Raw genomic sequence first — 14,235 nt, forward strand, 5'->3', positions numbered from 1 at the left:
AATGCTGGTTAATTCCGAAAATATGGACAGGTCTGGGCTCTGCATCCAGCCCTGTCGAGAGTCAGAAAATAAGAACATCCTTAATTAAGGAGCATTGCAATGAAAAAGTTCGGCGGCAGTTTTGCTGTAACAGCATTGGTAACAGCAATGTCTGTATCAGGTATCGCGCAAGCGGGTGTGACTGATAAAGATATAATGCAAGACCAGATGACTGTAGAAGACGTGGTATCCAATGGTTTGGGCCCAAGGGGGCAACGTTACAGCCCGCTGGATATGATCAATACTGACACTGTTCAGGATATGCGCCCGGTGTGGGCTTTCTCTTTCGGTGGAGAGAAACAGCGGGGCCAGGAATCCCAGCCAATGGTCAAAGATGGCGTTATGTACGTAACGGCGTCTTACTCGCGAGTATTTGCGGTAGATACTAGAACCGGTGATGAGCTTTGGGAATACAATGCTCGCCTGCCCGATGGAATTATGCCTTGTTGTGATGTCATCAACCGGGGTGTAGCGCTTTACGGTGATCTGGTTATCTTTGGTACTCTGGATGCTAAGTTAGTTGCTCTGGATGCAAAGACCGGTAAGGTAAAGTGGAAGAAGAAGGTAGCCGATTATAAAGAGGGCTACTCAATCACAGCCGCGCCTATTGTTGTAGATGGCAAGATCATAACCGGTGTTTCCGGTGGTGAATTTGGTATCGTCGGTAAAGTTGAAGCGTACGATGCGACTACCGGTAAGATTTTATGGACCCGACCGACTGTAGAAGGTCATATGGGTTACATCTGGAAAGATGGTAAGAAGGTTGAAAACGGTATTTCCGGTGGTAAAGCAGGCGAGACATGGCCTGGCGATCTGTGGAAGAGTGGCGGCGCAGCAACCTGGCTGGGTGGAACCTATGATCCGGATACTAAGTCTTTGTTCATCGGAACGGGTAACCCGGCGCCGTGGAACTCGCATATGCGACCTGGCGATAACCTGTTCTCTTCATCTCGTCTGGCGATCGATCCTGATACCGGTAAAATCAAATGGCACTTCCAGACGACGCCTCATGACGGTTGGGATTACGATGGTGTAAACGAGCTGATCTCTTTTGATTATAAAGAGGGTGGTAAAACCGTTAAAGCCGCAGCAACCGCTGACCGTAACGGTTATATGTACGTACTTAATCGTACTAATGGCGATTACATCCGTGGCTTCCCGTTCGTTGATGAGATCACCTGGGCGAAAGGTCTCGATGATAATGGACGACCTATCTATAACGAATCAATTCGTCCGGGTAACCCAACGGCGTCTGAAGACGGTAAGAAAGGATCATCTGTACGTGCAGTGCCAGCATTCCTGGGTGGTAAGAACTGGATGCCTATGGGCTTCAGTCAGGACACAGGCTTGTTCTATGTGCCTTCTAACGAATGGGCGATGGATATCTGGAACGAACCAACAGCCTATAAGAAAGGCGCAGCCTACTTAGGTGCGGGCTTCACCATCAAACCGATGAATGATAGCCATATCGGTGTTCTGAAAGCGATGGATCCGAAAACGGGTAAAGAAGTATGGCGCTACCAGAACTACGCTCCGCTCTGGGGTGGCGTACTGGCAACAGCGGGTAATCTGGTGTTTATTGGTACACCTGAGGGTTACCTGAAAGGTTTCGATGCGAAAACAGGTGAGCTGAAATATGAGTTCAATACCGGTTCTGGTATCGTTGGTTCACCTATTACCTGGAAGCAGGATGGCGAGCAATTCCTTTCAATCGTATCCGGCTGGGGTGGTGCAGTACCGCTTTGGGGTGGTGAAGTTGCTAAGCGTGTTAAACACTTGAACCAGGGTGGTTCTGTGTGGACGTTCAAGCTTCCTAAGTCTTAAGTTTAGGCAGGCATTAAAAAAGGCTGATGCTCACGCATCAGCCTTTTTTTGTTTATAGCGTTGGCTCGCTGCTGTTTATCCGGGCAATAATTACCCTGAAGATAGTCTGTGTTGTTAAGAGGCAATATTACTCATTGACCAGTTGATCGCATGTGAAATAAGCACCTTCACCCGCGTCCAGGGCTTTGCTTATGCGAGGAAGAAGCTGGTTTAGCTTATCCTTTAACTGCCAGGGTGGATTGATGACAATCATTCCAGAGGCGGTCATTCCCCGTTCTACCGAGTCTGGCTCAAGGCCGAGTTCAAATCGTTGGATGTTTTTAATGCCACTTTTTATAAAGCGTTTTTCCAGTTGGTTTATTCTTTGACGATCGACTACCGGATACCAGAGTGCATAGGTTCCTGTAGCGAACTTGCTGTGGGCCTGCTGCACCAGTCTGAAAACAGCCTCGTAATCAGTCTTCAATTCATAGGATGGGTCAATCAGTATTAAACCCCTGCGTGATACGGGCGGTAATAAACCTAAAACATTGCTCAGGCTGTCTTCATTCATGACCTTAATAGAGCGATGTCGGGCTGTATTTTGCTTTAGAAGGTTAAAGTCTTTTGGATGAAGCTCGTATAACCAGGCTTTATCCTTTTTACGTAAGTATTGGGCCGCTATCAGTGGAGAACCTGGATAAAAACGTAATTTCCCATCTTTATTACACTCATCGATAGCATCAAAATAGCTTTTAAGTTCGGGCCATTTGTCGTTTTTAAGCTTACTGATGCCCCCCCTGGTGCTCACCGAGTTTGGTGGCTGTTTCAGAATAGAGGTCATATAAACCTGCACCCGAGTGGGTGTCTATGTAATCAAAGGGCTTATCTTTCTGCGTCAGGTGCTCAAGAATTTCGACCAGCACTATGTGTTTAAGTACGTCGGCAAAGTTGCCTGCATGAAACGAGTGTCTATAGCTTAGCAAAGCGGAATCCTGGTCAGATAGTAGTAATAGATGCAGACTATCGTTTGATTCTGTGATCTGGTCAAGAGAGTGGTCGGTAAAAATCTACGGGTTGCTGAAAATAATGTCTTTTTAATAGGCTTTAGTTAGTTGGTTATAACAGATCTTCAATAAACCAGGCTGAAAAGGCATGCCGGCCAGGCAGTCCTGCTTTATGGTAGATAGAGGATGCTTGCTGGCGGATTGTTTTTTCAGCCGTGCCCCGTAAGGCCGCGACCTCTTTCAGGCTGTAGCCTTTAAGCAGCATCTGCCCCACATCTTTTTCACTGTTTGTGAGCTGCCAGGTATCGAATTGCTCGGTTATTGCTTGTCTGAGTTGATGTCGGGCTGCCAGAACGGTTTCGGAGTCTGGCATGGGCATGGTTTTTACCTGCTCCAGTTCCGAGTTCAATCGCCTGATCTGAGCGCGTTTGAGTACACTGTCTATGATCAGCCAGCAGAGAAAGATTAGTGCGATAAGCAGAACAATCGCTTCCTGAAAAAGGTGGAGGGCGCTGGCACCATGGGAAATATCTGCCGCTATATCGCTACCACTGGCGATGACCACAACCGCCAGAAAAAGCATCATTAAATAGTCCTGTAAAAAATGCTTCAACACGTTAGCTTCCTGTTCTTATTTTTATGGTACACCTGAGAGGTGTTATTAACAGATTGATTTAACAGTATTAAATTTATAAACAATAATAGTAATGCTTTTCTTCCTTAAACTTAACCGATATGAGAAAAATGTCCGAAAAATTTATGAGCGATACAGGTATGCTGGCTTCGTTTATAGAGTTTGGTCAGAGGCTTAATCTTTGGAATAAGGGTATGCAATATCCCTTGTATAAAAACTGAGGCAGTGGCAAAGTAAATCGAATTGTTAATTTCGGCGATATATGGATGTGTAATTGCTTGTTCGTAAACGGATAAGTCGTCTGGCAAGGTGCTGACTCCGGACAGTAAAAATGCGGGTTTATGTTAGCTTACGGAAAAGTAGTTCACTCAAGTACTAATGCACTGATGCTGATTACAGCCGCTGTTATCGGCTTATTAATCACCATTGTCGCTTACCAATACACCATCGGAACCGAGCAGGAGCATCAGCAGTTAGTTGTTGCTCAGGCGGCTACTGAACAGCGTGCGCAGTTGCAGAGCAGCGTGAATAGTACCGTTGAAATCCTTGATTCAATTGCGAAGCTTGTTGCTCACAGCGATAAGATAAGCAGCCAAACGTTTAAATCATTCACTCAGCCAATATTTAAGCGCCACGCAGAACTCTTTGCGCTGCATTGGATTCCACGTGTCAGTCACAATAATCGAGATCAATTCGAACGGCTGCTAAATGCACAGGGTATCACTAAGGGGATCTCGTCTCTTAATACGCAATTAAATAGTTTGGTGTCAGCATCAGACCGAGAGGTTTACTACCCAATTTTATACTCAGAGCCCTATGCGCTTAATCATAGCGTCATAGGTTTAGACGCCTATTCGCGCAGACTCAATGCAGAGGTTATTGATCAGCTATTAAATGGCTCAGCCGAATTTCTATCGACAGCGCCTTTTCAGCTGGTTCAGGATGAGATGGACAGTATGTCCGTTGTGTTTTTTCGATCAGTGTATGATCTTTCTTCGAGCCAGGAAAAACCGGTATTAAAAGGCTTTATTGCTGCTTTGGTGAAACCCCAGATTCTACTGGATAAGCAAATCAAAGCAGATATAGGTCTGGCTATAAAGCTTGAAGATGTAACCAGTGGGAGCGGAGTGCAAATAGGCGTCACTAATCATCAGCAAAGTAAGCTTGCTGGTGGGTCATACATGACAGAGTTTATGGTGTTAGGACGTAACTGGTCGTTACAGATTATTGGAGGTGAAGAGGCTACTTCCGGGCATAGCTCTGCAAGCTTGATACTGGTATTCGGATTCCTGTTTACACTAATGTTAGTTGTTGTACTGTCACGATTGATGATTGCCCACAGACAGGTGCAGCTGGAACGGGATAGAGCGCAAAGTTATCTCGATACCGTGGATACCATTATGTTGGTATTAGATCGGGAAGGTTGCATTAAAATGATCAACCGTAAAGGTTGCGAAGTACTGGGGTATAACCCGATAGAGCTGATGAGTAAGCAGTGGTTCAGTGATAGCTTTATGGTTGACAGCAGAGAGGAACAAAAGCGATTTGATGTATTAATGAGTAGTGCTCTGGTGGACGACAATCTGTTCCTGAGTGAAAGTAAAGTCTGTACCCGAAATGGCTTGATGCGTCTGATTTCGTGGCGTAATAACAGGCGCTTTAATGGAAAGGGAGAGGTGGCAGGGGTGCTGTGTTCGGGTAGCGATATTACTGAACAGCGGCATGCAGAGTTGCAGGATAAACTGCGCAGTAGGGCGATGGAGGCTACATTGCGCGGGGAGTCATTGAGTTATGTGCTTGATCTGGTGTTGACGGGTATTGAAAGACAATATCCTGGTGCACTGTGTTCTATTTTACTGCTGGATAAGACCGGCAAGCATCTACTTAACTGTGCAGGTCCTTCAATACCGGAAGGGTACAAAACGGCTATTCACGGGGTAGAGATAGGTGATGGCGTGGGTTCATGTGGCACGGCGGCATTTCGCCGTAAACGTGTGGTTGTTGAGGATATCGCAACACACCCTTATTGGTCTCTTTTCAAAGATTTAGCCTTAAGTCACAATCTTCGTAGCTGCTGGTCAGAACCCATCTTTGGTAAAAAAGACCAGCTTAAAGGCACCTTTGCTATCTACCATGAGAAACCTTCGCTGCCCAGCGATGAAGATCTGGAACTGATTACCAGTATGGCTGCGTTTATCAGTCTTCTCATTGAAGAGTTTCAGATGGAAGAAACGTTGCTTGAGATGGCAAATACAGATGGGCTAACGGGATTGAATAACCGGCGAAAATTGTTAGAAAGCCTTAAAGGAGAGTTTGTGCGAGCGAAACGATATGATCGCTCATTCAGCCTCTGTATGTTAGATCTGGATTACTTTAAAAAGATTAACGACCAATATGGCCATGATGCAGGGGATCAGGTGCTTAAGGCGGTCTCAGACTGCCTTGTGGAAGAACTGCGAGAAAGCGATATAGCGGGTCGTATTGGCGGTGAAGAGTTTGCGCTGTTATTACCGGATACAACACTGAGTCAGGCGGCGGAGTTTTCCGAGCGGTTGAGGGGTAAGGTAGAGCGGCTTAGTGTGGAGCTCAGAACAGGAGAGCAGGTAACACTTACGACCTCAATCGGAGTCGCCGAGTATGCTTCTGCCATGACACTGTCTACAGATATACTCCGTCTTGCCGATCAGCGTCTTTACGAGGCGAAAGGTAATGGCCGAAATCAGGTAAGCATGGGCGCTTAACGCTATTAAGGTCGCTATATTTCAGGTTGCTCCAGGTGAATATGACAATAGTTCACTAACTGATGGGTAAGCTGCTGGCTGAAATTTGATACCAGGTTCCAGCTGTGCCAGTAAAGTGGAACTTCTAAACTCATGCCGGCAGCAATCTCTTTTACTTCTCCACTGTTTATCTGAGCGTTCATCTGAAGGTCAGGTACCATTCCCCAGGCAAGTCCCCGCCTTATCAGTTCGGTAAAGGCTTCTGATGAGGGAACCCTGTGACGTGGATAACGCTCAACTCCGGGAAAAAATGCAGAGATGAAATTATCCTGCAAATCATCTTTTTCGTTATATTCAACAGCCGGTGCATTGGTTAAAGCTTCACTAGAAACACCCTGAGGAAAATAACGCTCGATATACTCAGGGCTGGCCAGTGCAAGGTACCGGCTGATGCCGAGTGGTACGGCGTTACCTCCTTGTAATGGCTTGCTGCTGGCACTGATGCAGCCCAGAACATCCCCCTGTTTTAATAGCTGATGAGTCTGTTCCTGATCATCGACTCTAAGGTCGAGTAGTACCGGGCTTTGTTCTAATAATGGCTGCATCGCTGCCATAAACCAGGTGGCCAGACTGTCGGCATTGAGGCCGATGGTCAAACGGGTAAAGCCTTCTTCCTGTGTGTTAGACAGGCTATGCAATAACTCACTTTGGAGCAGGCTAACCTGATGATAATGTCGCTGGAGTTGCTGTCCTGCAGGGGTGAGTTTTAAGGGTTGGCTACGAATTAACAGGAGTTGCCCCGTTGATTCTTCCAGCTGTTTAATACGTTGAGAAATGGCTGATTGTGTCAGGAAGAGCCGTTTAGCGGCGCGGTCAAAGCTTTGCTCTTCAATCACTGTCGCTAAGGCCTGTAGTTGGCGAAAATCAAGCAAGGTACACCATTATTAATTTTGCTAATGAAATATAAATATTATTAGTTTTACTAATTATAGTCGACTCTTTACTCTGTTATTACTCAATAACAGCGTTGGAATAAGAATGCTTCTCTCGTTATCTCTACCGACACCTTTTTTTACCGGATTAGCGACCAGCGCAGGCCTTATCATTGCGATAGGCGCCCAAAACGCTTTCGTCCTGAGTCAGGGAGTCAGGCGTGAATATCACTGGCCGATAGCAGGACTGTGCAGCTTTATTGATGCGGTGCTTATTGTGCTGGGTATTGCGGGCATGGGCGTACTCATCGGGCAATCTGAGGTGATACTGCAAATAATTACCTGGGGAGGAGCTCTATTTCTCTTCTGGTACGGCGCGAATGCGCTGAGATCGGCGCTACGCAGTGAAGCCCTTGATCTTTCTGAGAGTCAGTTTTCCGGTCTGCAATCAGCCTTGCTGACGACGCTTGCACTGAGTTTACTGAACCCTCATGTGTATCTGGATACACTGGTTTTGTTGGGTGGAATAGGGGGGCGTTATCCTGAAGGTGATCGCTACTGGTTTGGCGCCGGTGCCGCTCTGTTTTCCTTCGTCTGGTTTTTCTCTTTAAGTCTAGGTGCGCGCTGGCTGGCACCACTTTTCCGCAACCCGCTTAGTTGGCGGGTATTAGATGGGTTGGTGTGTATTATGATGTGGACCCTTGCCGGATTGTTGCTCAGCGATAATCTGGTATAGCGCTGATCGATAATCCGGCAAGCGTTCTTGCTCAGCGTTTCAGTGTTCGATTTACAATTTGAGACAGGTCGGTCACCAGCATCGCCAATTTATCGGTTGCGTCATTGGTCCGGGCAATGGAATCTTTATTATTGTCGGAAATGTCGCGAATCGAAATGACGCTGCGGCTAAGGCTTTCAGCGGTACCGCTCTGTTCTTCAGCAGATACAGCAATCTGCTGACTCTGTTGCGATATCAGATCGAGTGACTGGCTCAGCTGGTCAAAAGACTTACCGGCGGTTTCGGCTCGGGTAATACTCTCTTTCGCCTGAAGATGGGTTTTACTCATACTGTTAGTAGTTTGTTCTACCTGATTCTGGATAGCATCAATACTGGCTTTAATCTGATTGGTGGCTTCCTGAGTTCGGGTTGCAAGGGTGCGTACCTCATCGGCGACCACCGCAAACCCCCGGCCATTATCACCTGCCCGGGCCGCTTCGATCGCAGCATTGAGCGCCAATAGGTTGGTTTGATCTGCAATGTCGTTGATCATGGTGGTAATGTTGCCGATCTCTTCAGTCTGGCTATGCAACTGATCTGATAGTTTCGAGGCCTGTGCGACTTCAATGACGAGCTGCTCAATAGTATTCAGCATATCGTTAACACTCGTGCGACCGTTCTGCGCATCTTGAGCGGCCTGAAGCGTCACCTCTGATGTGCGTGAGGTGTTTTCTGCAACCTGATGCGATGACGAAGCCATCTCTGTACTGGCGGAGGCTAGCATGTCGCTTTCCAGGTTTTGCTGTTCAATACCGTCAGTGGTTTGATCCAGGCTCTCGTGGGTAACCCCCATCACGTTTTTAACGGTCGCAATGGCATCCTCAACCCGGCCGGTAACGGTGCCTAATCGCGCCTCAAGAAACAAGTTGGATAGCTGGAAAGCGCCTATCTCATCCATCCGTCCGGTCAGTGCTTTCTGGGAGACGGGGTTGTTATAAATTTCAAGTGAGTGTCTGGATCTATCGTGCAAAGGTGAGAGAAGCCAATGGGTTAGTCCGGTAAATGACAGGGTCAATACGCTGGATAGGGCAATCTTTAAATAGAGATCTAACGGCGCCAGATTAACCAAAGTAACCCCGAGTAAACCGCAAAAGGCTGACGCAACGACTCGATGACTGAGTTGTTTTCGAGAAAACGAAACCCGTGTTGGATGGCTATTGAGTTGATCGTAGAGCCGTTGGGCGGTCTCTTTAATGTCGTCAGGCAGCTTTGTCCGGACCGACTGGTAGCCAACTTTTTTTCCCGCTTCATTGTATTGCGGGGTGACATAAGCCAGCACCCAGTAGTAGTCACCGTTCTTGCAGCGGTTTTTCACCGCGCCCAGCCACGATTCGTCAGCTTTTAAGTGTTTCCACAGATCGGCGAAGGCTGCTGCCGGCATATCCGGATGTCTGACAATATTATGATTCTGCCCCATCAGCTCGTCTGCCGTGTAGCCGGCAACCTCACAGAAGTATTTATTGGCATAGGTGATACAGCCGGTTAGAGAGGTCGTGGAAATGAGGCGACAGCCATCCTGGACAAGTTGTTCTCTCTGTTGCTGATTTGTAGACATTGAAACCTCTTACTGAATCGTTTCAGGTTCAGATTATTACTGGCAGTATCAGGCCGCGATCTCAAGCCTGACGGGCCTTAGGTGGATAATATGAATATAGCGTTGTTTGTCTGTTATTGCTTTTGAAATGGTGCTCAGTTTGGGGGGCAGGTTATGTACTTCAGCTCAGGAATTACTACTAAATGACTAATTTTTCAGTGCCAAGGGAGCATGGTTGAGGGTCGGCCCTACTGACTACTATGAACAGGTACTCAAAACAGCCCGCGAAGTGCGCTGTATAACAAAAAAGAGGCTTAGGAAAATGATTTACGCACAGCCAGGAACCGAAGGTTCAGTTGTTTCTTTTAAAGACCGTTACGCTAACTATATTGGTGGTGAGTGGGTTGCGCCTGTTAAAGGTCAGTACTTCCAGAATACTACACCCGTTACCGGTGAAACGTTTTGTGAAATTCCACGTTCTTCTGAGGAAGATATTAATCTGGCGCTGGATGCAGCGCATGCAGCCAAAGCTGCCTGGGGCGCTACCTCAGTAACTGAGCGCTCTAATCTACTGCTTAAAATTGCAGATCGCATCGAACAAAATCTTGAGCTTCTGGCCGTTGCAGAAACATGGGATAACGGTAAAGCAGTTCGTGAAACGATGGCCGCTGACGTGCCTCTCTGTGTTGATCATTTCCGTTACTATGCCGGTTGTATCCGTGCTCAGGAAGGTTCAATCGGTGAAATCGATCAGAATACAGTTTCTTACCAGTTCCACGAGCCTCTGGGTGTGGTGGGTCAGATCATTCCATGGAACTTCCCATTGCTGATGGCTGCCTGGAAGCTGGCACCTGCACTGGTGACAGGTAACTGTATCGTACTGAAGCCTGCGGAGCAGACGCCGGTATCTATCCTGAAACTGATGGAAGTGATTGGTGACCTGATACCACCGGGTGTTCTGAACGTGGTTAACGGCTTTGGTAAAGAAGCGGGCGAAGCGCTGGCAACCAGCACCCGTATCGCTAAGATTGCATTCACTGGTTCTACGCCTGTTGGTTCGCACATTCTTAAGTGTGCTGCTGAAAATATTATTCCGTCTACCGTAGAGCTGGGTGGTAAGTCACCAAACATCTTCTTTGCCGATGTAATGGATCAGGAAGATGAGTTTGTGAGTAAAGCGGTCGAAGGTGCTGTACTGGCATTCTTTAACCAGGGCGAAGTATGTACCTGTCCCTCTCGCTTGCTGATTCAGGAAAGCATGTATGATGAGTTCATCGCTAAGGTAGTTGAGCGTGCCAATCAGATTAAGCGTGGCAACCCGCTGGATACTGATACGATGGTAGGTGCTCAGGCGTCTGAGCAGCAATTCGACAAGATCATGTCTTACATGGATATCGGTAGAGAAGAGGGCGCTGAATTCCTGATCGGTGGCGATGCTCATGAGAATGATGGTGAGTTTGGTTCTGGCTACTACGTTCAGCCTACGCTGATGAAAGGTCATAACAAAATGCGCGTATTCCAGGAAGAGATCTTCGGTCCTGTTGTCGCTGTAACGACCTTTAAAGATGAAGCGGAAGCGCTTGAAATCGCAAATGATACTGAGTTTGGTCTTGGGGCCGGTGTCTGGACCCGCGATATGAACCTTTCTTACCGTATGGGTCGTGGTATCGAATCTGGTCGTGTTTGGACAAACTGTTACCACCTGTATCCTGCTCACGCAGCGTTCGGTGGCTACAAGAAGTCTGGTGTAGGCCGTGAGACTCATAAAATGATGTTGGATCATTATCAGCAGACCAAGAACCTGTTGGTTAGCTACGATATTAATCCACTGGGCTTTTTCTAAGCCGATCTGTTGATGCTATAGCAATATAGCTGACGCAATCCCCGGGGTAGCCATGCTGCCCCGTTTGCATATCTCCATTCGTCGTTTTGGAGACTCGCACCGTAACCCGCTATTCATGGGCGGGTTACAATCCGCAACTGGTATCGCACTTTGTACCGGGATTTGTCGGTGTTCTTTGGCGGTCTTTGACCGCCCTTTTTGTTTGATTACCTGTCATCTTGAGTAGTCCGCTCCCGAACCTCCTTGTAACGGCTCTTCTACACCAACTAAGCTGGTACACAGCTTCTTTTTAGGAACGATCTGTTTTCTTGCCGGAGCAGGAATGGAATTGACGAAAAGCCTCTATCAAAAACACATGCGCACCCTCTGGTCGGCGATGTTACTTATTGTCTTTTTGCTGGTGGGAGTGCTGGCTTATTTTTCTATGATCAGCCATCAACATAGCGAAGCACGGCTTAATGCATTGCAGCTGTCAGTTGAAGCGCAGGTTAATCGGCGCTTACAGGATGAAGTGGATACCGCAAGTGGCTATGCAGAAGCCCGGTATCAGAGGGCTGAACAAGTGCTGATGACTCGCGCGCAGGATGAAGTACTGCAAGCGATAGCGGTGTTGAAGGGAATCTACCAGGAGAATAAAGACAAGCTTTCAGACGATCAGTTGAAACAAGTCATGTTGGAATCCTTGCGTGAAGTGCGGTTCTTTAATGGTCGCGGATATTATTTCGTCGGTGATTCATTTGGCAAAAGCTTGTTATTACCCCCGCAGCCTGAATTAGAGGGAACCTCGCTTATTGATCTGAAAGATGACCGGGGGAATTATTTTGTCCGTCGCTTTACCCAGGTGATCGCTTCAGAGGATGGGCGGGGGTATGTGCGTTATCGCTGGTATCCGCCGGGTGACGAGCAGAATATGCAGGATAAAATCACCTATATCGCACGTTTTGAACCCTTCAACTGGATGATTGGTGCGGGTGATTATGTCTATAGAATTCAGAATGATCTGCAGCAGGAAATTATCCAGCACCTCGAAAATATTCAGTTTGGTGAAGATGGCTATATCGCTGTTTTTGATAGCAGAGGACATATTATTGCCGGTAAAGGGGTTAGTCAGTTTATTGAAAAACATTTATCTCTGTACGAATCGGCAGATGATCAGAAACGGCTTACGGCGCTGTCTTATAAACTAGGAACGGAAGGGTTTCACCGAAGCGATTGGTATCAGGCAGATGGTACGCCGATAGATGATCAGTTGATTTATATTAAACCACTGCCTATCTGGGGTTGGTCCCTGGTGGGCGGGGCTGATACGGATCCGGGTATACAGCTGTTGGCGCAACAACGACAAGTGATTAATCAGAAGGAACGTATTGACCATCTGCAGCTGATGCTCCTGTTGGGTCTGATATTGTTCATCGCCCTGGTAGCGATGAGGTATTTTACTCGTGGATTTGAACATGTCTTCAGAAACTACCAAACGGATATTGATCAGCAGCAAAAAGAACTTTCAGAGAATGCTCTGTCGTTAGAGATTAGTGCTCGTATCGTTCAGGCCGCGCATGAAGGCATTATGGTGACCGATGCGGATAATCGAATTGTGAGTATCAATGAATCATTTACCCGAATTACCGGTTATGAGCGCGATGAGGTTTTAGGTAGAAATCCCAAGTTCTTACAATCCTCCCGTCAGGAAAGTGGTTTCTATCGAAGGCTCTGGGAGACGCTGACTAAAGAGGGCGAGTGGCACGGGGAGGTCTGGAACCGGCGTAAGAATGGGTCTCTTTACCCTCAGGCATTATCAATCACCTGTTATCGGAATAGTCGGGGGGAGGCAGAAAATTATATTGGCACCTTTACCGATATTAGTCAGCGTAAGGCGTTTGAGGAAAAACTAGAACACCTGGCGCAAAGTGATTCTTTGACGGATCTGCCCAATCGTCGAACGTTAACCGCCCGGTTGCAGCATGAACTGGCTATTATCGGTCGTAACCCTGGCCGACAACTGGGTATCATCTTTATGGATCTGGATCACTTTAAGCCGATCAATGATACCTACGGTCATGGGGTAGGCGATCAGGTACTTATTACAACGGCCCGTCGGTTGAACGAGACAGTCCGTAGTATTGATATGGTTAGCCGGGTAGGGGGAGATGAGTTTGTGATTCTGCTGGGCAACCAGCCTGGTGATATGCAGCAAACAGCGATCAAACTGGCGGAACGTATTATCCAGGTTGTCTCAGAACCCATTATGATTGCCGGAGAAAGTTTTTCACTAACGGCCAGTCTTGGCATTTCTGTGGCACCATCGGATAGCCGGGATGATATTCAACTACTCGAATATGCTGATTTAGCACTTTATCAGGCGAAGGAGCAGGGGCGTAATAACTATAAGTTTTTCGAACTCTGGATGGCTGCGAAAGGGCAGCAGAAGACTGATTATGTTTAATAGCGTTAAATTACAATACTCAATTTTATAATTTATAGTTAAGGATTTTGCCTAATGCCCGTTGTCTGGATGCCAAAAATTTCTACTGGGAATGATCAGATAGATCAGGACCATAAATACCTGATCGCTTTATTTAACTCGGTTGAACTGGCTATAAGTAAGCCGGAAAATCTAAAGTTCTTACCTGTTTTTTTTCGTCAACTGGTGGATTACACCCGGGAGCACTTTGACCGGGAAGAAACCATCCAGCTAAAGATTCGTTATCCTCACTATGCTGAACATAAAATCGAGCATCAGCAGATTGTTGAGCATCTGGAGAAGCTCTATCTTGAGGTTCAACAGGTGGTGGGGTCGAATGCAGCGAAGACCGCGCCAGAAGAGATTAGTGCTAAGTTGAATAATGAAATTATTAGTCTGGCACGTGAATGGATTTTAGATCACCTGATTAAGACAGATGGCAAAATGGCGGTATTTCTACGAAAGCACCCGCAGGATCTGAGCTGAA

General features: G+C 47.1%; 11 protein-coding genes. 6 read left to right on the forward strand and 5 right to left on the reverse strand.

Annotated features, from left to right (window positions below):
* The first annotated feature begins 99 nt into the window (after positions 1–99).
* Entirely contained in the window at positions 100–1,863 is a 1,764-nt protein-coding gene (locus AMJAP_RS06860) for a PQQ-dependent methanol/ethanol family dehydrogenase (RefSeq protein WP_019621511.1), read from the forward strand.
* 127 nt (positions 1,864–1,990) lie between these two features.
* Here the strand turns inward: AMJAP_RS06860 and AMJAP_RS06865 are convergent, their stop codons facing one another.
* The 3 genes from AMJAP_RS06865 to AMJAP_RS06870 form a co-directional block, all read right to left on the reverse strand.
* The gene (locus tag AMJAP_RS06865; protein WP_236588751.1) at positions 1,991–2,686 is read right to left on the reverse strand and encodes a 23S rRNA (adenine(2030)-N(6))-methyltransferase RlmJ; all 696 of its coding nucleotides are present in this window, start codon (positions 2,684–2,686) and stop codon (positions 1,991–1,993) included.
* Positions 2,628–2,828, reverse strand: coding sequence for a 23S rRNA (adenine(2030)-N(6))-methyltransferase RlmJ (rlmJ, locus tag AMJAP_RS17745; protein ID WP_236588752.1), 201 nt, complete (start codon positions 2,826–2,828; stop codon positions 2,628–2,630). The genes AMJAP_RS06865 and rlmJ overlap by 59 nt, the downstream gene beginning before the upstream one ends.
* A gap of 133 nt (positions 2,829–2,961) precedes the next feature.
* Positions 2,962–3,435, reverse strand: coding sequence for a helix-turn-helix transcriptional regulator (locus AMJAP_RS06870; protein WP_019621513.1), 474 nt, complete (start codon positions 3,433–3,435; stop codon positions 2,962–2,964).
* 434 nt (positions 3,436–3,869) lie between these two features.
* Between AMJAP_RS06870 and AMJAP_RS06875 the strand changes: the two genes are divergently transcribed.
* A complete protein-coding gene (locus AMJAP_RS06875; RefSeq protein WP_169336951.1) occupies positions 3,870–6,224 on the forward strand; it encodes a sensor domain-containing diguanylate cyclase in 2,355 nt (784 codons plus the stop codon).
* A gap of 14 nt (positions 6,225–6,238) precedes the next feature.
* Here the strand turns inward: AMJAP_RS06875 and AMJAP_RS06880 are convergent, their stop codons facing one another.
* Positions 6,239–7,135 (reverse strand): LysR family transcriptional regulator ArgP, encoded by an 897-nt coding sequence (locus AMJAP_RS06880; RefSeq protein WP_040404341.1) that lies wholly within the window; start codon positions 7,133–7,135, stop codon positions 6,239–6,241.
* A gap of 106 nt (positions 7,136–7,241) precedes the next feature.
* Between AMJAP_RS06880 and AMJAP_RS06885 the strand changes: the two genes are divergently transcribed.
* Positions 7,242–7,871, forward strand: a complete 630-nt coding sequence (locus AMJAP_RS06885; RefSeq protein WP_019621516.1) for a LysE/ArgO family amino acid transporter — start codon at positions 7,242–7,244, stop codon at positions 7,869–7,871.
* A 31-nt stretch (positions 7,872–7,902) separates the two neighbouring features.
* Here the strand turns inward: AMJAP_RS06885 and AMJAP_RS06890 are convergent, their stop codons facing one another.
* Entirely contained in the window at positions 7,903–9,465 is a 1,563-nt protein-coding gene (locus AMJAP_RS06890; RefSeq protein ID WP_019621517.1) for a methyl-accepting chemotaxis protein, read from the reverse strand.
* 301 nt (positions 9,466–9,766) lie between these two features.
* On the opposite strand from AMJAP_RS06890, the gene exaC reads away from it, so the two are divergent.
* From exaC to AMJAP_RS06905, 3 genes are all read left to right on the forward strand, one after another.
* A complete protein-coding gene (gene exaC, locus AMJAP_RS06895; protein ID WP_019621518.1) occupies positions 9,767–11,287 on the forward strand; it encodes an acetaldehyde dehydrogenase ExaC in 1,521 nt (506 codons plus the stop codon).
* 322 nt (positions 11,288–11,609) lie between these two features.
* Positions 11,610–13,730: a sensor domain-containing diguanylate cyclase gene (locus AMJAP_RS06900; RefSeq protein ID WP_019621519.1), complete on the forward strand. Its 2,121-nt coding sequence runs from the start codon at positions 11,610–11,612 to the stop codon at positions 13,728–13,730.
* A 54-nt stretch (positions 13,731–13,784) separates the two neighbouring features.
* Positions 13,785–14,234: a bacteriohemerythrin gene (locus tag AMJAP_RS06905; RefSeq protein WP_019621520.1), complete on the forward strand. Its 450-nt coding sequence runs from the start codon at positions 13,785–13,787 to the stop codon at positions 14,232–14,234.
* Position 14,235: the final 1 nt, after the last annotated feature.

Source organism: Amphritea japonica ATCC BAA-1530 (genome assembly GCF_016592435.1).
In the GTDB taxonomy this organism is placed as follows: Bacteria; Pseudomonadota; Gammaproteobacteria; order Pseudomonadales; family Balneatricaceae; genus Amphritea; species Amphritea japonica.